The organism is Pseudomonas sp. PS02290 (assembly GCF_029960075.1).
Classification (GTDB): Bacteria; Pseudomonadota; Gammaproteobacteria; order Pseudomonadales; family Pseudomonadaceae; genus Aquipseudomonas.
In genome coordinates this window covers 1-16,391 of the sequence record NZ_JASCOY010000097.1, presented here as the reverse complement: position 1 = coordinate 16,391, position 16,391 = coordinate 1, and the positions used below count along the sequence as shown (strand labels likewise).

32 protein-coding genes are annotated in these 16,391 nt (G+C 57.8%); 22 read left to right on the top strand and 10 right to left on the bottom strand.

Annotation, left to right across the window (positions count from 1 at the left end; genetic code table 11):
• From QMX88_RS25045 to QMX88_RS25035, 3 genes are all read right to left on the bottom strand, one after another.
• A partial coding sequence (locus QMX88_RS25045) for a hypothetical protein (protein WP_282372945.1) occupies positions 1-319 on the bottom strand: 319 nt, incomplete at its 3' end.
• A gap of 84 nt (positions 320-403) precedes the next feature.
• On the bottom strand, positions 404-718 hold the full coding sequence (locus QMX88_RS25040; protein ID WP_282372944.1) for a hypothetical protein: 315 nt from the start codon (positions 716-718) through the stop codon (positions 404-406).
• Positions 715-981 (bottom strand): hypothetical protein, encoded by a 267-nt coding sequence (locus QMX88_RS25035; protein ID WP_282372942.1) that lies wholly within the window; start codon positions 979-981, stop codon positions 715-717. The genes QMX88_RS25040 and QMX88_RS25035 overlap by 4 nt, the downstream gene beginning before the upstream one ends.
• A 327-nt stretch (positions 982-1,308) precedes the next feature.
• Between QMX88_RS25035 and QMX88_RS25030 the strand changes: the two genes are divergently transcribed.
• A complete protein-coding gene (locus QMX88_RS25030) occupies positions 1,309-1,578 on the top strand; it encodes a DUF1652 domain-containing protein (protein WP_282372941.1) in 270 nt (89 codons plus the stop codon).
• A gap of 298 nt (positions 1,579-1,876) precedes the next feature.
• On the opposite strand, the gene QMX88_RS25025 is transcribed toward QMX88_RS25030, so the two are convergent.
• Together QMX88_RS25025 and QMX88_RS25020 are read right to left on the bottom strand one after the other, a co-directional pair.
• Complete coding sequence (locus QMX88_RS25025) at positions 1,877-2,062, bottom strand: hypothetical protein (protein ID WP_282372940.1); 186 nt, start codon at positions 2,060-2,062, stop codon at positions 1,877-1,879.
• 10 nt (positions 2,063-2,072) lie between these two features.
• Complete coding sequence (locus tag QMX88_RS25020) at positions 2,073-2,249, bottom strand: hypothetical protein (protein WP_282372939.1); 177 nt, start codon at positions 2,247-2,249, stop codon at positions 2,073-2,075.
• Between the two features lie 701 nt (positions 2,250-2,950).
• On the opposite strand from QMX88_RS25020, the gene QMX88_RS25015 reads away from it, so the two are divergent.
• Positions 2,951-3,268 carry a DUF1654 domain-containing protein gene (locus QMX88_RS25015; protein WP_282372938.1) on the top strand — a complete coding sequence of 106 codons (318 nt, stop codon included), beginning with the start codon at positions 2,951-2,953 and terminating at the stop codon, positions 3,266-3,268.
• Positions 3,269-3,318: 50 nt separating this feature from the next.
• Here the strand turns inward: QMX88_RS25015 and QMX88_RS25010 are convergent, their stop codons facing one another.
• From QMX88_RS25010 to QMX88_RS24995, 4 genes are all read right to left on the bottom strand, one after another.
• Positions 3,319-3,756 (bottom strand): DUF6941 family protein, encoded by a 438-nt coding sequence (locus QMX88_RS25010; protein ID WP_282372937.1) that lies wholly within the window; start codon positions 3,754-3,756, stop codon positions 3,319-3,321.
• Positions 3,753-4,235: a helix-turn-helix transcriptional regulator gene (locus QMX88_RS25005; protein WP_282372936.1), complete on the bottom strand. Its 483-nt coding sequence runs from the start codon at positions 4,233-4,235 to the stop codon at positions 3,753-3,755. Before QMX88_RS25005 ends, QMX88_RS25010 begins: the two co-directional genes overlap by 4 nt.
• A complete protein-coding gene (locus QMX88_RS25000; RefSeq protein WP_282372935.1) occupies positions 4,186-4,623 on the bottom strand; it encodes a hypothetical protein in 438 nt (145 codons plus the stop codon). Before QMX88_RS25000 ends, QMX88_RS25005 begins: the two co-directional genes overlap by 50 nt.
• Positions 4,624-4,747: 124 nt before the next feature.
• Entirely contained in the window at positions 4,748-5,620 is an 873-nt protein-coding gene (locus QMX88_RS24995) for a S24 family peptidase (protein ID WP_282372934.1), read from the bottom strand.
• 98 nt (positions 5,621-5,718) lie between these two features.
• On the opposite strand from QMX88_RS24995, the gene QMX88_RS24990 reads away from it, so the two are divergent.
• Both QMX88_RS24990 and QMX88_RS24985 read left to right on the top strand, forming a co-directional pair.
• The gene (locus tag QMX88_RS24990; RefSeq protein WP_282372933.1) at positions 5,719-5,967 is read left to right on the top strand and encodes a transcriptional regulator; all 249 of its coding nucleotides are present in this window, start codon (positions 5,719-5,721) and stop codon (positions 5,965-5,967) included.
• A 92-nt stretch (positions 5,968-6,059) separates the two neighbouring features.
• Positions 6,060-6,482 carry a phage regulatory CII family protein gene (locus tag QMX88_RS24985; protein ID WP_282372932.1) on the top strand — a complete coding sequence of 141 codons (423 nt, stop codon included), beginning with the start codon at positions 6,060-6,062 and terminating at the stop codon, positions 6,480-6,482.
• Positions 6,483-6,750: 268 nt separating this feature from the next.
• Here the strand turns inward: QMX88_RS24985 and QMX88_RS24980 are convergent, their stop codons facing one another.
• On the bottom strand, positions 6,751-7,011 hold the full coding sequence (locus QMX88_RS24980; protein WP_282372931.1) for a hypothetical protein: 261 nt from the start codon (positions 7,009-7,011) through the stop codon (positions 6,751-6,753).
• Between the two features lie 210 nt (positions 7,012-7,221).
• On the opposite strand from QMX88_RS24980, the gene QMX88_RS24975 reads away from it, so the two are divergent.
• The 18 genes from QMX88_RS24975 (at position 7,222) to QMX88_RS24890 (ending at position 16,177) form a co-directional block, all read left to right on the top strand.
• Positions 7,222-7,884, top strand: coding sequence for a phage regulatory protein/antirepressor Ant (locus QMX88_RS24975; protein ID WP_282372948.1), 663 nt, complete (start codon positions 7,222-7,224; stop codon positions 7,882-7,884).
• Between the two features lie 11 nt (positions 7,885-7,895).
• The gene (locus QMX88_RS24970; RefSeq protein ID WP_282372947.1) at positions 7,896-8,672 is read left to right on the top strand and encodes a DnaT-like ssDNA-binding domain-containing protein; all 777 of its coding nucleotides are present in this window, start codon (positions 7,896-7,898) and stop codon (positions 8,670-8,672) included.
• 20 nt (positions 8,673-8,692) lie between these two features.
• Entirely contained in the window at positions 8,693-9,328 is a 636-nt protein-coding gene (locus QMX88_RS24965; protein WP_282372930.1) for a replication protein P, read from the top strand.
• Complete coding sequence (locus QMX88_RS24960; RefSeq protein WP_282372928.1) at positions 9,325-9,549, top strand: DUF3310 domain-containing protein; 225 nt, start codon at positions 9,325-9,327, stop codon at positions 9,547-9,549. The genes QMX88_RS24965 and QMX88_RS24960 overlap by 4 nt, the downstream gene beginning before the upstream one ends.
• 106 nt (positions 9,550-9,655) lie before the next feature.
• A complete protein-coding gene (locus QMX88_RS24955; RefSeq protein WP_192131167.1) occupies positions 9,656-9,955 on the top strand; it encodes a nuclease domain-containing protein in 300 nt (99 codons plus the stop codon).
• Positions 9,952-10,272 carry a hypothetical protein gene (locus tag QMX88_RS24950; RefSeq protein ID WP_282372925.1) on the top strand — a complete coding sequence of 107 codons (321 nt, stop codon included), beginning with the start codon at positions 9,952-9,954 and terminating at the stop codon, positions 10,270-10,272. The genes QMX88_RS24955 and QMX88_RS24950 overlap by 4 nt, the downstream gene beginning before the upstream one ends.
• A gap of 106 nt (positions 10,273-10,378) precedes the next feature.
• Positions 10,379-10,795 carry a VRR-NUC domain-containing protein gene (locus tag QMX88_RS24945; protein WP_282372924.1) on the top strand — a complete coding sequence of 139 codons (417 nt, stop codon included), beginning with the start codon at positions 10,379-10,381 and terminating at the stop codon, positions 10,793-10,795.
• Positions 10,792-11,055, top strand: a complete 264-nt coding sequence (locus tag QMX88_RS24940) for a hypothetical protein (RefSeq protein ID WP_282372923.1) — start codon at positions 10,792-10,794, stop codon at positions 11,053-11,055. The genes QMX88_RS24945 and QMX88_RS24940 overlap by 4 nt, the downstream gene beginning before the upstream one ends.
• Positions 11,052-12,341: a tyrosine-type recombinase/integrase gene (locus tag QMX88_RS24935; RefSeq protein WP_282372921.1), complete on the top strand. Its 1,290-nt coding sequence runs from the start codon at positions 11,052-11,054 to the stop codon at positions 12,339-12,341. Before QMX88_RS24940 ends, QMX88_RS24935 begins: the two co-directional genes overlap by 4 nt.
• The gene (locus QMX88_RS24930) at positions 12,335-12,538 is read left to right on the top strand and encodes a hypothetical protein (RefSeq protein ID WP_282372920.1); all 204 of its coding nucleotides are present in this window, start codon (positions 12,335-12,337) and stop codon (positions 12,536-12,538) included. Before QMX88_RS24935 ends, QMX88_RS24930 begins: the two co-directional genes overlap by 7 nt.
• Before the next feature lie 193 nt (positions 12,539-12,731).
• Positions 12,732-13,046, top strand: coding sequence for a hypothetical protein (locus QMX88_RS24925; protein ID WP_282372919.1), 315 nt, complete (start codon positions 12,732-12,734; stop codon positions 13,044-13,046).
• Between the two features lie 3 nt (positions 13,047-13,049).
• On the top strand, positions 13,050-13,613 hold the full coding sequence (locus QMX88_RS24920; protein ID WP_282372917.1) for a hypothetical protein: 564 nt from the start codon (positions 13,050-13,052) through the stop codon (positions 13,611-13,613).
• A 151-nt stretch (positions 13,614-13,764) separates the two neighbouring features.
• Complete coding sequence (locus tag QMX88_RS24915; protein WP_282372916.1) at positions 13,765-14,328, top strand: hypothetical protein; 564 nt, start codon at positions 13,765-13,767, stop codon at positions 14,326-14,328.
• 163 nt (positions 14,329-14,491) lie between these two features.
• Positions 14,492-14,809, top strand: a complete 318-nt coding sequence (locus QMX88_RS24910) for a phage holin, lambda family (protein ID WP_122537670.1) — start codon at positions 14,492-14,494, stop codon at positions 14,807-14,809.
• Positions 14,810-14,850: 41 nt separating this feature from the next.
• The gene (locus QMX88_RS24905) at positions 14,851-15,237 is read left to right on the top strand and encodes a hypothetical protein (protein ID WP_282372946.1); all 387 of its coding nucleotides are present in this window, start codon (positions 14,851-14,853) and stop codon (positions 15,235-15,237) included.
• On the top strand, positions 15,146-15,385 hold the full coding sequence (lysC, locus tag QMX88_RS24900) for an Rz1-like lysis system protein LysC (protein WP_282372915.1): 240 nt from the start codon (positions 15,146-15,148) through the stop codon (positions 15,383-15,385). Before QMX88_RS24905 ends, lysC begins: the two co-directional genes overlap by 92 nt.
• Positions 15,386-15,445: 60 nt before the next feature.
• Positions 15,446-15,676 (top strand): Acb2/Tad1 domain-containing protein, encoded by a 231-nt coding sequence (locus QMX88_RS24895; protein WP_282372914.1) that lies wholly within the window; start codon positions 15,446-15,448, stop codon positions 15,674-15,676.
• Between the two features lie 141 nt (positions 15,677-15,817).
• Entirely contained in the window at positions 15,818-16,177 is a 360-nt protein-coding gene (locus QMX88_RS24890) for an HNH endonuclease (RefSeq protein ID WP_282372913.1), read from the top strand.
• The last annotated feature ends 214 nt before the right edge of the window (positions 16,178-16,391 follow it).

Below are 16,391 nucleotides of genomic sequence, written 5' to 3'. Positions count from 1 at the left end.
CTGCATCCGGATCCACCTGGGCCTTGCCGGCCGCTTTCAACTGGCGCGCTAGTCTTGGAGTAACTACAAAATCTGACGCGCTAGGTTTGCGTAGCCGGCGCGCCTGCTCTTCGCGAGGTGCTGCAAGAAATGACAGCGCCAGATCCTGCCACAGCTCCTGGATCTGCTTGTAGCCATGATCCTTCATCGCAAGCGTCATGCCCGACCGAGTGCCCACTGGAACATCGACCTCCAGAGTTTGGATCCCGAGCTTTTCCTTCTCCTCTTTCTGGCGCCGACGGTAGTCCGCCGAGTGCTTCGCCGCTGCTGTCTTTTCCATCGGGTGGATCTCCGATCTGTTGGGCGGGTAGGTTTAGCCAGGTCTGGCGCCGACGCTGATTGGCGCACTTGAATGGACGCCGCATCAGGTGGCCGTAGTGAAGGTGATGCCGTGCTCTCGCGCGGTGAGAGCGACGGTGCGGGTATCGACGCCCATCTTCATGCCGATCTGCCGAGCATTCAGACCGGCCTCGGCCAGCGCGCGAATACGCGGTGCACGCTTAGCGCGCTTGGCCTTGAGCGTTTCCAGATGATTTGTGGTGCCCAGCAGCGGCGCGTTGGCGCTGACGCCTTGGTCGATGTGCTGAATGCGATGGCCCGTGGCGAGGAAGTGATCGATCTGCGCGGAAAGCTGCGCGATGGCCTGCTTGTGCTGGTCCGGTACGCTCTCGCCGATCATTGCATCAACCTCAGAACAGGCTGTGCCTCAAGGTGCTGCGCGAAGTTCACAGCCTCCTTCCAGTTGTTGAACCCGCCGCGCAGTGCGCCGGTTGCGAGCTCAACAACGCTGTACGAGTTGCGCGCTTTGCTGAGCACCTGAAAGCGGACCCTGCTACCAGGCATTGCCCGGTCCGTGCGCTTGCTGAACTCGCCGCGGGCGGCGCTTGAGCGTTGGAGCAAGGCCCCTAGCTCGACGATTCGGTCTTGAAATGCCTGGTGCATGGCGATTCCTCTTTTGGTTGTGCGTTTATTCGTCAGCACTCTGGCCGCCTGACATAGGCCGATTGGGCGCAGGGGAGAGTGCTGACGGGTAAACGCTGGGTGAAAAAAAGCCCCATCGAAGTGGGGCTTTCATATCGCTGCTTCACGAGGCCTCCCTACGTGAGCCTTTCTTGCCGGCGCCGCCTGATGCGGTAGGCCGGGTCAATGTCGTTTACATGGCTGCCAATCCTCTTGTCAGTTGATGGTGCCGACGCGATACCGCGCGGACGATTGGTTTCTGTTGCTATGATGGTTGGACTAACTCGATGTTCTAGGGAGGAACGCCCCATGATTTCTACGCTCGAACTGCGCCATATCATCGAGTCAAGCTTCTTGCCTCAAAAGTGTATCTGTACCGTTAACACCGTCGGCACAATGACTATTCAGCTCATGAACCCATCAACAAATCAGGTCGACCTGACCGTGCCAGGTATCCCAATATCGAGCCTGATCACAATGAGGGCTGTGTCCGATCTTGTTGCTCAAGTGAGAGAAGAGTACCGATTGGTGCAGGTAAGCCAGCGGGATCCTAGCTCCGCCTTTAACCGTCAGGGATAACTCTTCACGCCGCCGAAGCGCGCTTCGGCACCGCAACCTAGGCAAACAACGTTTCACGGTCTGGACTCGTCCGCATCGGAGAGTGATCGAAACACCAGGGCGCAACGCCTGCTTGTTTCCCGCCGCGTTTTTGGTATTGGCCGTCTCGCTCGTACCGGCCCAGGACATTCACGGGGCTTTGCGATCCTAGCGCTGCAGCCCGCTTGGGCACGCTTCGGTCACTCTCCGATGCGGCCTGGTGCTGGGGAGTACCAGGGCATCGGGCAGTTTTCGTCAGGCTGACGCTGGCGCTGGTTGTCTATCTGCCGACTGCTTCCAGTTCGGCGTGCTTGGCCTGAAGCTTCTGGATCAGCTCCAGGCGCTCTGGTCCGAGCAGGCTGCATGCTGCGTAAAAGACGCCTTCGGCGGCCGCGCCGTCGTACTCAGTCGTGATGGTGGGCTGCCACAGCTTGAACTTGATGCGATTGGAGGCGCGCTTCGCCATGTGCGCCGCCTCATTCGCCAAACGGGGGCTGCTCGCCGATACGCTTCAGCTTCTCTTCACGGAAAGCTTCAGCGTGATCGAAGGCTTTGGCTGCGACTTCACCAGGTGCGTGGGCGTTGGAGCTGATCAGTCCGATCATGGCGGCGATCGCGAGTGTTTCGATTTCTTCGTGCTGGCTGCGGGTCATGGTGGTTCTCCGGTTGATTTCCCGTCTGGCCCTGAGCATCCAAGGCCAGCCAGTGAAATCTTCAAGCGCTACACCGCCGATGGCTTCGCGCTTCGGCTTGTTCGGCCTTGAGCTTCCCTGTTCACGTCGCATAGATCGGCTTCTACGTCGCGGTCATGGGGTTCGTTATTCGCTACACGACTGTCAACTGCAGCTCGGCGGCCCGATGGGGTGGGCAGTCCGTCGTGGGTTGCCGGTCCGTTTGCCGGCTGGTCTCACTACTTCATTGGCTGGTTCCTCCTATGGTGTTTGTTCCTCGCCATACGTCTTGCCGGATTCATATCTCTGCCCAGGTCACACATTTCGTGATCGGTGTTTTTCTTGGGTGGCTGCATGGTTTGGCGTACTCGCGATATGGCAAGTCCGGCAGCTATCCAGAGGCTGCGTGGACGACGGTTTAGCTTGTTCCGACCCATTGGGTACGTCGTGGTGGTCACGTCTGGTTGTTAAAGAGCGGTTCGATACGTGAGGGCCTGTTGAGGCTGCTTCGTTTCGATGGGCAAATAGTAAGCCAATGCCTAATAACTGTAAATAGGTAATGCCTAATTCTTTAGCACAGTTCTCTGCTCGAGGAATCACGCCGGTTGGGTGTTACGTTTTTGGATCCGCTGCGATAAGCTCTGCCTACTGTATGTATGTACAGCTTTTACTGAGGAGGATTTATGGCGCGTCAGAACGACAGGAAAGAGGCAGTATCGAAGCCCATGAGCGGAATGGAGCGGCTATCGCTGCGCGTGTCGTCGATGATCAATCACCCGATCGCTCAGGAGAGGCGGGAGGTCAGGATTCATCGGCTTGATACGGACGGGGAGAGGGAGTGGACCGAAATCGTGAGCGCGCTCTCAGAAGCGGATGGGATTGAGCTGGCGCACAATCACGAAGATGCATCGATCACGTTAAGGTGGGAGCCGTCGGCGGATGAGGAAAGGCCCGCTCAGGCTGCAGATGCATTCGAGACAGAGGAGCCGGCCCCTTTCTGATAAGCACAAAAAAGCCCGCTCAATGGCGGGCTCCTTATAAATAGCTTGGCTCAACCGACAAGCTGCATGTCCCCGGGTGCCTGCAAGACTAATAAGCCAGGGCACCGCACAGGCTCGCCATCCGCAGTTACTTCAATTTTAAGATTCCCGGGCTTGCTGAATAGCATCGGCGCGACAATCATCATCACCTGAATCGACCGAAATTTAGCGTCGGCTTGCCGTACGGCCTGGGCCAGGGCCTCTTCTATCTGCTCCTTAGTCAAGGGCATCTCGAAAATCGTTTCCCCTTCGAAGGAGCCCTTGAAAATCACGGACTCAAAAGGTTCATCAATAGGCGTGGTAACAGAGATACTGACGCAGAGCTTGATCAGCTGCGCGGGGAATGATGCGCAGAACATCGCGCCTTGATATACGCCCATGAAGGAAACCTTTCCGTTTACTTCGTGCCGCACATCGTCGCAAAAAATGCTGGTAGCAAATCGAGTCATTTTTTCCCTTTCCCTTCCGTCATCGCCTTCTGCGCTTCAAGCATCCGTGGCAGGTCGTTCATCTCGATGCCCAAGACCTCGCACAGCTTTACTGCTGTAGACATCATCAGGTCAACGCAACCTTTTTCTATGGTTGCTACATGAGGCTGGCTGGTATTTAAGGCGCTGGCTAGCTGCTTCTGTGAAAGACCTTTTTTAAGTCTCGCAGCTTTGATCGTTTGCTCACCTTGATAGAATCTATCCGCAACCCAAGTTCTGGCCTCACTCATTTCCGGAGCGCTTGCAGGGGAACTCTCAAGCTCGGCCAGCAGGTCATCGAAGGCAGAGTGCCGACCAGCGAGTGATGATGGAGGCCGCTTGATCTCGAAAGTGAATACCTTTGCTTGTGGCGAACCTGGCTCTGCCTGATGGCGGGCCTTGACTCCCCTATCAGTCCACCAGGTCTCGGTAAGAATTAATGACTCTGCTTGCAATTTCATGTTTAAGCTCATAGTCGAACCTTTCGTCATCCTTGTCGTGGACCTCTGCCTTTTCTGCAATGGCTAAGAGGACGTACTGATCGGTGGCCGGGAGAAATGCGTATATGAGTCTGTACCCTACAATCTCGTCGGTGAAGCAACGCAGTCGCCATAGGTTCATGCCCTTTTGCTGAGCAGCCACCCACATTCCGACGTTAAAGGTTGCTGATCTTGGGCGAGGCCTTGCAGGGCTTCCCCCATAATCCGACTGGCTAAGTCTATCCAGGAGGTCCTGATCTACCCTCAGCTGCGCTAGGAAGGCAGCTAACTTGACGCCCGCAGCGCGATCCGCCGCCAAGATTTCTCGGAGGTCGCCAGTGGCGTCGTCGTGAATGATGAATTCGTACAATATATCGACCTACGTATATTTGATCAAGCTCATTCCTTGGCCTGCGATCAGAAGGCTGACCCCCTGCCGCAATATCTCATTCCCACGAAGATCGGTACTGCATGAATCCACGAACGCACATCTTTCAGACCAAATTTCCATTCCACACAAACAGCACGCGGGCTTGGATGTAGGTCTCATCGATGAAAATGTCCTCGGCCTTATGCTTGCGGTTGTCCGATATCATCTTGAATTTGTCCTTCCCCTTCATCTGGAGACGCTTGATGTACTGGAAGCCGCCGTACGAAAAGTAGTAGATCCCGTCGCCGATGAATTCCTTGATGCTGATGTCCACCAGGCACGGGTCACCGTGCTTGATCGTAGGCGTCATCGACTGACCCCAGCCGGTGATTACCTTCAGGTTGTAGTGTTCCTTGAACTCCACGCCCATCGAGCGCAGATGGGAGGGGCTGATGCGAATGTCCTGAAGCAATTCAGGGAAGTCATGAGCCACTTCACCATCGCCCAGCGCGCCGCGCACGTCGTAGTGGGCAATCCAGACCTCATCTCCGACTTTGCCTGGCCTATAAGCGTCGTTCACCAGGACGCTGACAGTCCCCTCTGGCTCAATGCCCTCGGCAATCGCCAAAATCCTCTGTAGACGATCCTCGCCCAGACTTTTGCCCGCAAGCATTTCGCGAACCTTGTCCGATGCAGATGCAGATGCAGATTCGGCAGATCCATTCGCGTGCACCGTTAACCCAGAGTTCCCCGAAGGCTCGTCAGTTACGTTCGAGTAAGAAAAGCCCGGGCGCAGACCCCAGTGCTCTGGCCCAACCACATCCGAAAAATAGGCGATAACGTCCATCAGTTTCGACTTGTCGATCCTGCCGTTATTTACCCAGCCCTGTATCGACGGAGGCTTCACTGAGAAGTCGTCTGCGAGTTTCTTCTTTGATACGCCCTTGGCGATCCGCGCGGCCTCGATGGCGGCGCCTAAATCCGGTCCGGTAAGCATTGCCTAATGTAGCCTTTTGATTGGTTGGTTAGGCAATGGCTTGTGCTGCGATAAGGTAATGCCTTATATTCGCAGCGCAATCTCCAGGAGAGAACTCAATGAACTCAGCAGAAGCAGCCAAAAAAGCATCCCGCTTGCTCGGCAGCCAAGCGGAAATGGCGCGCCAACTGCGGGTCACTGCGCCCACCGTCAACCAGTGGTGTTCCGGAGAGCGCGCCGTTCCTGCCAAGCGCGCCATCGAAATCGAGGCACTCACCAGAGGCGCAGTAGATCGCGCCGAGCTATGCCCGTCTTTTCCATGGGCGCAGATCCAGCCTTCATCAAGCCAAGCACTTTGTGTCGCCTAACCGAGCCACAAGCGTGGTAGTTGTTGTTTGGTGGAAACATTTTGCAATACGTGATGGCACCCAGCCACTGAAACAAATTTGAGGGTTTACGAATGGAAGATTTCTTGCGGGCCTGCCACACGACCGTGAAGGAAAGCGGTGCCGAGGAGCTGGCGGGGAAGATGTGCCTTGCGCATGTGAGTCTTCTGCAGCGCTCGAACCCGGACAACGCAGCTCACCACCTCACCATCGAGCACTTGTTCGGGATTCTGCTGCACACCGAAGACATGCGCCCCCTGATGGCGCTCGCTGAATCTTTCGGCTTTGAGCTCATTGCGAAGACGGCACCGAACCCGCAAGCACTTACATCTTCGATGATCAGCGTGGGCAAAGAGGTGGCTGACCTGACGATCGCCGTGCACCAGGCGCTCGAGGACAACCACGTCAGCCAATTCGAGAAGTCGCAGATCAAGGTCGAAATCAATCATGTCCGGCAGAGCCTGGATGTGATGGAAGCCTCTGTGAAGGCGGCCTGAATGAATCGTCGAGATCGCGAAATTGCAGTACGAGCAATCGCTGCGCGGGCCACTGGTACACCGGAAGAGGCTGCGGCTCAAATTCTCGCAGGGATCGCCGTGCTTGATGGTCAGCGCCTTCCCATTCTGCTTTGGTCGCCAGGGACTAGTCGTGAAGAGAAGGCCGCTTGGCATAGGTCCGAAGCGGCTTATTGGGATGAGTCAGCTGCTCGCTTTGCTGCGTTTGCTGATGATGATCAACACCGAAAAAACCTCTATGAGGCGATGGCTAAGAACGGGGTTTGCCGGACAGAAATCTCTTCAGCATCTGACCGTAATGATCAAGGCCAGAAATGACTTCGTCCGGAATGGGCTGGTACGACAGGTTCGATTTGGCGTGCTCCAGCTCGCTATCAAAATCACGCAAGAGCTGCGCAAGAGCCCCCGGAGGCATGCGCCTGGTCATCGCGAGAAACATGGCGTTAATCCCGATGATCTCTCCTTTTTGCTGGTTGAGCTTCGCTACCAACTTATCAACTTCTTCGGTCACGTTCGGCCTCCGATGCCTTTTCGTGTGGAGTCCACTTGCTGCCACTGATGCGCTGGACGCCTAGATCGCAGACACAAAAAAGCCGGGATTGCAGCCCGGCTTCTTCAACAACGCTTGTGAGCCCCGATTATGCACACCTCGAACACCCAGAGCAATACCCCTCCTGACTCGTCAGTTTTGCGCATGCAATCAAACATGACGCGTCAGCTCATGTCGTCGCGCGAGATTGCACGCCTGACTGAAAAGCAGCATTTCCACGTGAAGCGGGACATCGAGAAGATGCTTGCCGACCTCAAAGAAGATGCATCCAGATTTGGATGCACCTATCTCGACGGCCAAAACCGTAACCAGACCGAGTACCTGCTCGACCGCGAGCACACCGACTGCCTTCTGACCGGATACAGCGCGCCGCTGCGGATGGCCGTTGTTCGTCGCTGGCGTGAACTGGAAGAGCAAACCGTGCCCCGCATCCCTGCTACTTACGCCGAGGCGCTGCAGGTTGCTGCTGATCAAGCCAAGGAAAGCCAACGCCTGCTCGGCGTGATTGAGCTTCAAGCGCCAAAGGTCGCGGCCATTCAGCGTCTTGCTGCTGCCGAAGGCGCGATCTGCATCACTGACGCTGCGAAACAACTCGGTATCGCTCCGTCGAAGCTCTTCGACTGGCTCCAGGAGCACCGCTGGATCTACCGCCGCGGTGGTTCGACTCGCTGGATCGCCATGCAGCGCCGTATCCGTGAGGGCTTCCTAAAACACAAGGTAACCGCCCTCAAGCCCGACACTGAAACCGGCATCGAGCGCGCCGCATATCAACCCCTCGTAACCCCGAAAGGCCTCGCACGCTTGGCCCAAAAGAACATTGGAGCCGCGTTGTGAGTGTTGAAGCAATGTCGTGGGCAATGAAGATACCAACGGACTCCCTGCCAAATCCTGCGGCACGTCACGTGCTGCTGTGCATGGCGAACTACGCAGGCCCTGAGGGTTGTGGCGCCTTTCCATCCGCGCTGACGATTTCGAGCCAGACCGGCCTTTCAGAGCGGACCGTTCGCCTGAAACTCGACGAGCTGGAGCAAGCGGGCTTCATCGCTGAGGGCAATCAAGCCATTGCCGCTGCCTACATCGATCGCCGTGACCGCCGCCCAGTCGTGTACGACCTCCAACTCAAACGGGGTGCAAATGCTGCACCCCGTAAAGAACGGGGTGCAGATAAGCGCACGGGGTGCAGCTCACAGCAGAACGGGGTGCAGGAAAACGCAGAACGGGGTGCAGCAGCTGCACCCAATACATCACTTAACCATCAATTAACCGAAGAGCAGCAGCTGCAGCGCGATTTGGAAGATGTGATCGCCGAGCAAGACCGAGCCGCCGCCGAGTGCCCAGCGCCAAACCAGCGCTTCGCCATGTTCGCCGCGTGGGAGCCAAACGCCAGAGCCTTGGCCGACCAGATCGCAATCGCCGGCATCCCCGCCGACTCAGTGCCGGATGCAGCAGTTCGATCGTTCAAGGGTTTCTATGCTGCCCGGCCAGGCACCGTCGATTCGGCGCAGGGCTGGTGTTATCGCCTGGTGCAGTGGGTCAAGCGGGAGCGCGTCAAAGCGGCCGGCCAAGGCCAGGCACCAGATTTCGACGACACCAGCTGGGCTGAAAACTTGGGGGGGCTGTGATGAAGTCCGTCGCGAGCATCATGCAGCAACTGCCGAACGTTCCATCCGCCGAGGTTGTCCCGCTCAAGATCGACGCTGGCACCGTCCAGGTGATCAACGCTCTGTTCCGCGAGCTTATGGCGATCTTCCCAGCATGGAAACAGGCATGGCCTGATCAGGCGGCGGTAGATGCTGCCAAGGCCACATGGACCAAGGCGTTCATGGCCGAGAACATCACCCGCATCGAGCAGATCCGCTTCGGCATTGAGCAGTGCCGCAAGCTGGGTTCCGACTTCGCGCCGAGCGTGGGCAAGTTCATCAAGCTCTGCCAGCCAACCCCAGAAATGCTGGGCATCCCACCGCTGGAGAAGGCTTTCCGCGAGGCCTGCCGAAATGCTCACCCATCCATGGCCGGACAGGGCAAGTGGTCGCATCAGGCTGTCTGGCATACGGCGAAAGAGTGCGGCTTTGAACCGCTCAACCGCCTGGAATCATCGCTGGCCATGAAGCTGTTCGAGCGCAACTACGTGATCACCGTCCGCCGCATGATCGAGGGTCTGCCGTTGCAGAAGATGCCCTTGGCCCTGCCGGCCCGCGCCGGCGCCCGGCGCACTCCCGATATCGGAAACAAGGCCTTGGCCGAACTGCGCGCCCGGCGCGCCGGAGCATCAGCATGAGCGCACTCAATACTCAAGTGTCGGGCGACCACTACAAGTCGCTGAAAATTCAGCCCATCGAGTTCATCCATGCCAATGGCATTCCCTTCGCCGAGGGCAGCGTCATCAAGTACGTGACGCGCTGGCGCGCCAAGGGCGGTATCGCCGATCTGGAAAAGGCCAAGCACTTCATCGAGCTGCTGATCGAGCTCGAGAAAAAAGCGCAGGGGCTCGCCGAATGAAGACTTTCCATTCGCTGATCCGCGTCTTGTACTGCGCCGCCTTGCTGGTGGAGGCCGGCTACTCGCACCAAGTGCGCGCAGTCGACTTCCAGTTCGGGGGTGGCTTGTGAGGGTCATCAGCAAAAAGCTGCGCGAATCTGCCCGCGACCAGACCTGCACGTTGCGTCTGGATGGCTGCCAGTACGACCAAGGTGTGGTACTGGCCCACCTCCCGTGCGGACAGAAAGGCATAGGGATGAAGGGGCCTGACGTAATCGCCTGCTTTGCCTGTGACCATTGCCACTCGGTCATAGACTCACGCATTCGCGGCGAATACACCGGGGCCGATCTTCTGCGCGCCCTGGCCGAAACTCAAATGTACTGGCTTGAGAAGGGCCTGATAACTGTTAAGGGTGCAGCCGCATGAAAACCAAACTGATTTCCGCTTCCGTGAGTCTTGCGTTCAGCTTGGCCCTACTGTCTGGGATCTATGAGCTGCACCAATTCGCCTTCTACGTAACGCTGGTGATGAACGTTATCGCCTGGGCACTCCTGTTAGCCGGGCAGGTTAAAGACGAAGTCGCATCGAACATTCGGCGCTATCCATGGATCAGCCTCCCATTCTCAATCCTATCGCTGTATGCGCTGATTTTTACCGGGCACACGGTCCTTGCAGCCTCTAGCTTCATGCTCACATCTTTGTTGCTTGCCGTGTCGTTCGCCAAACAGGCGGTCAACTCATGACATGGTCCCAACTGAAAACTCTCCTCAATAACTCCACGGTGATCAGCTCGGGGCGGGACAGCTTTGCTTTCGGTCCTGCGCGTGTGCCGGCGAAAGGCGCAGGCAAATGAGGCTGTACAAACCAAAGGCCACCCGCGCGAAGCCGGTCGACCGCGAAGGCTTGGAGCAGGCCGCGCTGATCATGGAACTCGAACTGTCCCTGCCGGCTGTAGCTGCTTTGATCTACCACGTGCCCAACGGCGGCCACCGGCACAAGCTGGTCGCCATGAAGCTGAAAGGGCAGGGCGTCAAATCGGGTGTGCCAGATCTGGTGCTGCCGATGGCGCGGGGCGGTTATTTCGGGCTCTACATCGAGTTCAAGGCGACGCCTCCGGGCGCCGCTCCGGTCTCAGCCAGCCAGCACGCGTGGATCCGCCGGCTGAATGACCAGGGCTATCTGGCGATTGTGTGCCGGGGCCACTTCGACGCGATGGAGCAGATCCGCGCTTACCTTCGACTTCCTCAGACCATGGTGGCCGCGTGAGCAATCGATTTCAGCCGGGCGACTTGGCGTTGACAAAGGTCTTCGATGCCGACATCCCAGCCGGCAGTCAGGTAGAGCTGACCGAGCGCATCGGGAAGGGGGCCTTGGTTCGCGGCAAAGGCTATTTCCGGGCTCCCTCGCCAGGGTGGTATGTGATTCAGCAGAGCTCGGGCGTAAGCACGGCCTATGCCGATCACGAGCTGATTCCACTCCGGGGTGAGCGCTCGGCAGAGCAGAAGGCCAAGGCGGTGTCGGCATGACCACAGCCGCGGTGAAGATCACCGAAGCCGAGATCAAACGGCAAGCGGCCGGCACAGTTCAGGACGTGCGCGACCTCGAAAACAAGGGTCTGTACCTGCGCTTCAACAAGGCCCGCACCGGTGGTTCGTGGTACCTGGTATCGAAAGGGAAGTGGAACCCCATCGGCACGTTCCCCGAGTTGACGTATAAGCAGGTCGTTGCGGCATTGCCCTCGGCTCGCCTGCGTCTGGCCGCCGGCGAAGGTGCGAGTCTGTCGAAGTGGGACACCGTAGGCGAACTGCTGGATTGGTTCTCCGACCGGATGTCGCGCGATCGCAATCTGTCGGCCAAGCGCAAGAACACTGGCGCATCGATGATCAAGTGCCACCTGAAGCCGCGCCTCGGAGATTTTCCGCTGATCGGCCTGGACAAGGCCACCCTCGACACCCTGCTGATGTGGCCGCTGCAGGAAACCATTTCCATCGACTACGTGCGTTCGGTGTTTCAACTGCTCGCCCTGGCATTCCGTCAGGCGGCCAAGCTGGGGATGATCACGTCCAACCCGATGGCGGCGATTCGGTTCAACGACTTCTCCAAGGCCAAGGTAGGCATCAAGCCGTCGCGCCTTCGCGGCGTTCAGCTTGAGGCCTTGATCGGGCAGTTGACCAAGGTCATGGACACCAACCCGCTGGATTCCATGCTCGCGCTGATGATGCTCTGCCACGGCACGCGGATCGGAGAAACCCGGATGGCGCGCTGGGCGCATATCAGTCTGGCCCAGCGTGAATGGTTCATCCCCGCCGAGAACACGAAAACAGGTGTCGAGCATCACTTACCCCTGACCGAGCAAGTGTGCGCGCTGCTGACACGGTATCGCGACGCCCAGTACGCCCGGGGCTATGACGGTCAGTACTTGTTCCCCGCGCGCAACGGCAAGGCATTGGGTGAGGCTCAGGGCTGCGCAGTGTTCCGCCGGTTGGGGCATGGCGAGTGGACCAGTCACGACCTGCGCAAGGTGGCGCGCACTGGCTGGGCAGACTTGGGCGTGGACCACCTGATCGGTGAGCTGCTAATCAACCATGCGATGGGACACAACGTGAAGGTTTACATCCAGTCGGACGTGATGAGCCGCAAGCGCGATGCCTTGGAGAGGTGGCACGCGCATCTTGATCAGAAAGGGTTTGGACTGATTCACGGATTGACCGGCTTTAGATTTGAAGATTCTGGTAATGCGCTGGAAGCCACGGCCCATATGGCCTGCAACCCCATTCAAGAATCAACCATAGGCGAGGTTTCAAAATGCTGAATCAGGGCCTTTTTAAGCCGAGCGTTAGCCTCTGGCAGCACCACGTCACCGTTCTCAGCGTTGCCGGTATGGGCGTGGCGGTCTTGTTCGATTCGGGATGGGTTGCAACTATCGTCGTCGCTCTGTTCTTGGTCGGTGCGGCTGTTGAGGGCTACGCCGAAGGATTTATCGCTGCGAGCGAGGTTTCAAAATGGTGATTTTGGACTTCGGGCCAGGTCAGGTCGCGATTAACGCAAAGACGGTCATGGGTCTTGAAATAGAGCACCGACCATGGGGCTCAACTCTGATCATCATGCTGCGCGATGGGCACGACGTTCGAATTCAGGATCGTGAGCCGAGCGGGAAGCCAGTGGACCTCCGTGTGATTCATCAAAAGATTTTGGGGGCCCTATGAGCAAGAGCCATGGACCTGCGTTCCGGAAGGAGCTGAAGCCGCTGATGGAGTGCGGCACATGTCGCGGCAAGGGCGTCATCTGCGGCGTTTTCCATCAGCTTGACTGCACCGCCTGCCACGGCTCGGGCTGGGTCTGCCAGTTAACCGGCGACGCGCTGCCGCTAGAAGACCTGGTGCCGCAACTGAACATGAAGCTTCGCAACTTGGCCGCCGAGCTGAACCGGGCACGCCATAGCCAACGCGGCGCGCAGGAACAATACGAACAGAACAACCGCCGCGGTGCTGGTGGCTCGAATTACACAGGGGATTGATCGATGGGGATGTACAAAGATGTGATGGGTACCCTGGTGCGCGTGCTGGCCGCTGACAACATCGACAACAGCACGAAGCAGTCCTGGCAAAAGCTGATCGACGCCGATCTGCGCCAAGGTGGAAATGGCAGCACTCTTTCGCCTCGTGACAAGTTCGATTACGACTGCTGCCTGTACGCGCTGCTGCATCGTCAGTTGGAACCCGCCCAGTGGGACGTTCTGGTCGCGAAGTACTCAACGCACAAGGCGAACAAGGTCGCCGCGATCGGACGTCTAGTGAGCCGAATTTCATCGCCAGCTCCGCAGTTGTTCATCTATAAGGCCCTCACGGCGTGGGCAATCCCAAAGCTCAAGGGCGTCCAGTCCGACAAACGCTCGACTGACATGATCGTGCTGCCCGCCGAGTTCTACGACATGAACACATGGGACGTGGATGCTTCCCCAGAGCGCACCCGCCGCAATTGGAGAACCGGAATCCATAAGCGTCTTGAGCAACTGGAGGAGGCCGCCGTTATCCATGCGACACACATATTCGATGCCGAACAAATCTTCATCGATGCCGCTTGACGGTGATGGCCGTTTGGCCGTAAATTAACCCCATCATGTCGATCTTGCGCGTTATGAGAGAGACCCAAAAGCCCCGCCAATGTGCGGGGCTTTTTGTTGTTGCTGATTTGTTGATAGCATCGGGCATTAATGGAAAATGGACTTACTGGACATGATCGCCCGACTACTTGTGCTGAGTTTGATCGTTTTACCGATTACCGCATTGGCTGACAAAAAGAAGGCGGATGACGTCGAGTATCTTTTGCCGGCAGATTTTGACGATACAAGCGTTTCGGATAAGCCCGATCAAAAGCCCGGACTGCAATTAACGGCGAAAGCGTTCCAGGCGGGCATGAAGAAATTTATCGGTGACGACGTTGATTGCAAGACTGCGAAACTGACTGCTCCGAGCAGCATGAAGAAGGGCAAAGTGGTTTATCAGCAGATTGATGTTGCGGGCTCCAAGCTGGACGTGTTTCTGGACATGGGGGCAGAGAGCCGTATCACCAATGTTCGCTTTGAATCCGCCGTTAAGGATCAGGATCACTTGGTAGCTATGTTGTGCGCCACGTACGGCCTCATGCGTACCATTGAGCCAAACCACATAACCCCTGCGGCCGCCAAGAAAGACGCGCTACATCTCTGGCAGGAGGCGCAGACGAAGCCTTTCTCGAAAGCCTTCATGTTCAATACCTTTAAGGCTCAGATGGTGCCTTTCCAAGTGAACATCTTTTGATGTAACAGCTACCCGATCCACCATATCCAAAGAGTTACGAGCCTCGGCATTTGCCGGGGCTTTTTCGTTTCAGCCCTGCCACACCCATCGCTCCGAGCTGGGAGTGCTGTAGGGCTGACCCATTCCCCGATCCCGAAAGGGCGGATGTCGGACTACGACGAACATGCCTGAAAAATCACCTGACTTCTGGGCGCAGGTCTGGCTCGTCCTGTCGAATCCGCTCTGGCAAGGAGCGATCATGGCCGCAACCATTTCGTTATTGCGCGTGCTGTACGAAGGAAAAGAAGCCAACAAATGGCGCGTCGTGCTCGAGGCGCTGATCTGCGGCGCGCTGAGCCTGTCTGCCAGCAGCGTCATCGAATGGATGGCCTGGCCTTCGAGCCTGTCAGTAGCCGCCGGCGGCACGATCGGATTCATTGGTGTTACCGCGATCCGCGAACTGATCATCCGATTCCTCGGCCGCAAGGCGGATTCAATATGAGCCTCGAGCCAGTTGTCGCAGTAGCCAAGGTCGGCTCCACGTTGCGAACCATTGCAGTCGCCATCGTGATTGTCATCGTGATGAGCCTGCTGATCGCGATCCAACAGATACAAGTAGTCATGTTGAAGGGCGCTGTCACTGTCGAGGCCAAAGCCAAGCAGGAAGCGGTGGATGCGAACAACGCCAGCCAGGCGACGATCACCACGCTGCGCGCGGAAGCGAAGCGGAATGCTGACTACACGGCGGACCTCACAAAGCGCATTAAAGCCAGCGAAGACAAGGCCAAAAAGGCCAAGAAGGATTTCGATGATCTCAAGCGCAACAGCAAACCTGTTCGTGATTGGGCTGCTCAGCCTTTGCCTGACGGCCTGCGCAGCAAAGCCGCAAGTGGTAACAAAGACAACAGCCATAAGGCTGGAAACCCCTGAAATGATCCCATGCGAGCGCGTCAATGCAGACGATACCGATCTGCGTGACAACGGCGACGTGTGGGAACTGAAAGACCAGGCCATCAAGCTGCTCGACACGTGCGCCGACCAGGTCGACGCGCAGATCGTCCGCAGTCAGAGCAAATAACCGGCACAACAAATTCAGAGGCGCTCATCTCGCGGCGCGAATCTCCCAGAGGGCAACATCATGGATAACCAGCACAAGAAGATCACTGGCTACCGCGACCTGACGCAGTCTGAGATCGACGGCATGAACTCGATCAAGGCCCTTGAGGCCGATGCGGGTGAGTTGTTCAAGCAGATCGGCGAGGTCGGAGGCGTGGACCAGCGCCTGCTCGCGTTGGCAAAGACCAACCTGCAGCAGGGTTTCATGTGGTTCGTACGTTCCATCGCAAAGCCCACCGACCCGTTCAGCTGAGTCACCGGAAGAAATCCTGGCTCGTGTCAGCGCCTGGCTACCCACCATTCCCTATGATCATGCAGGAAGACCACGATCACGCTGGTGCCCTGGCATTCGCGCGCTGCAAGTGGCCGACCTGCTCCGTACATTAAGGCGCATATGCCGCAGAGAACGCTTAAGCCATGCGCAGCGAGAGGCTGCAATGCACTGACTCGCAACGCCAAGTGCTGCGACGACCATCTCGATCAGGCCAAGGCGTGGGGAACCAGGCAGGGCTCCGGTCGCGGCGGCAGGCCATGGCGCCGGCTGCGAGATCAGATCCTGGCCCGCGATCATTACCTGTGCCGCTGCGAGGAGTGCGTGCGGCTTGGCAGGGTACGTGCTGCGACGGAGGTCGACCACATCGTCGCCTTGGCACATGGCGGCACTGACTACCCAAGCAACCTCAGGGCGATCCATCACGACTGCCACAAGCTGAAGACGTCGCGCGAGGTGCAGGCCGCACGCGCCAACGGCTGAGGCGTGGCGGGATGCTGTGGCGCGTGAGTGGCCCTGTGTAGCACGCCACAGGCCCGGTGAAGCACGCCAACTCCCCGACCGTTCGTCGGTTCTGCACCGTTTTGGGGCGGGGGGAGGGTCGAAAGTCCAGGGCTTTACGAGGCGGACACCGCCTGCCCGTCGTGTTTTTTCACCCGCGAAATTAAAAAATAAGGAGTTGCGCGATGGGAGGCAC

Bases quoted from the DNA above. Each gene is read 5' to 3' on its own strand.
- QMX88_RS25040 (WP_282372944.1), bottom strand. From the start codon at position 718: ATGATCGGCGAGAGCGTACCGGACCAGCACAAGCAGGCCATCGCGCAG.
- QMX88_RS25035 (WP_282372942.1), bottom strand. From the start codon at position 981: ATGCACCAGGCATTTCAAGACCGAATCGTCGAGCTAGGGGCCTTGCTC.
- QMX88_RS25030 (WP_282372941.1), top strand. From the start codon at position 1,309: ATGATTTCTACGCTCGAACTGCGCCATATCATCGAGTCAAGCTTCTTG.
- QMX88_RS25025 (WP_282372940.1), bottom strand. From the start codon at position 2,062: ATGGCGAAGCGCGCCTCCAATCGCATCAAGTTCAAGCTGTGGCAGCCC.
- QMX88_RS25020 (WP_282372939.1), bottom strand. From the start codon at position 2,249: ATGACCCGCAGCCAGCACGAAGAAATCGAAACACTCGCGATCGCCGCC.
- QMX88_RS25015 (WP_282372938.1), top strand. From the start codon at position 2,951: ATGGCGCGTCAGAACGACAGGAAAGAGGCAGTATCGAAGCCCATGAGC.
- QMX88_RS25010 (WP_282372937.1), bottom strand. From the start codon at position 3,756: ATGACTCGATTTGCTACCAGCATTTTTTGCGACGATGTGCGGCACGAA.
- QMX88_RS25005 (WP_282372936.1), bottom strand. From the start codon at position 4,235: ATGAAATTGCAAGCAGAGTCATTAATTCTTACCGAGACCTGGTGGACT.
- QMX88_RS24995 (WP_282372934.1), bottom strand. From the start codon at position 5,620: ATGCTTACCGGACCGGATTTAGGCGCCGCCATCGAGGCCGCGCGGATC.
- QMX88_RS24990 (WP_282372933.1), top strand. From the start codon at position 5,719: ATGAACTCAGCAGAAGCAGCCAAAAAAGCATCCCGCTTGCTCGGCAGC.
- QMX88_RS24985 (WP_282372932.1), top strand. From the start codon at position 6,060: ATGGAAGATTTCTTGCGGGCCTGCCACACGACCGTGAAGGAAAGCGGT.
- QMX88_RS24975 (WP_282372948.1), top strand. From the start codon at position 7,222: ATGTCGTCGCGCGAGATTGCACGCCTGACTGAAAAGCAGCATTTCCAC.
- QMX88_RS24970 (WP_282372947.1), top strand. From the start codon at position 7,896: ATGTCGTGGGCAATGAAGATACCAACGGACTCCCTGCCAAATCCTGCG.
- QMX88_RS24965 (WP_282372930.1), top strand. From the start codon at position 8,693: ATGCAGCAACTGCCGAACGTTCCATCCGCCGAGGTTGTCCCGCTCAAG.
- QMX88_RS24960 (WP_282372928.1), top strand. From the start codon at position 9,325: ATGAGCGCACTCAATACTCAAGTGTCGGGCGACCACTACAAGTCGCTG.
- QMX88_RS24950 (WP_282372925.1), top strand. From the start codon at position 9,952: ATGAAAACCAAACTGATTTCCGCTTCCGTGAGTCTTGCGTTCAGCTTG.
- QMX88_RS24945 (WP_282372924.1), top strand. From the start codon at position 10,379: ATGAGGCTGTACAAACCAAAGGCCACCCGCGCGAAGCCGGTCGACCGC.
- QMX88_RS24935 (WP_282372921.1), top strand. From the start codon at position 11,052: ATGACCACAGCCGCGGTGAAGATCACCGAAGCCGAGATCAAACGGCAA.
- QMX88_RS24930 (WP_282372920.1), top strand. From the start codon at position 12,335: ATGCTGAATCAGGGCCTTTTTAAGCCGAGCGTTAGCCTCTGGCAGCAC.
- QMX88_RS24925 (WP_282372919.1), top strand. From the start codon at position 12,732: ATGAGCAAGAGCCATGGACCTGCGTTCCGGAAGGAGCTGAAGCCGCTG.
- QMX88_RS24920 (WP_282372917.1), top strand. From the start codon at position 13,050: ATGGGGATGTACAAAGATGTGATGGGTACCCTGGTGCGCGTGCTGGCC.
- QMX88_RS24915 (WP_282372916.1), top strand. From the start codon at position 13,765: ATGATCGCCCGACTACTTGTGCTGAGTTTGATCGTTTTACCGATTACC.
- QMX88_RS24910 (WP_122537670.1), top strand. From the start codon at position 14,492: ATGCCTGAAAAATCACCTGACTTCTGGGCGCAGGTCTGGCTCGTCCTG.
- QMX88_RS24895 (WP_282372914.1), top strand. From the start codon at position 15,446: ATGGATAACCAGCACAAGAAGATCACTGGCTACCGCGACCTGACGCAG.
- QMX88_RS24890 (WP_282372913.1), top strand. From the start codon at position 15,818: ATGCCGCAGAGAACGCTTAAGCCATGCGCAGCGAGAGGCTGCAATGCA.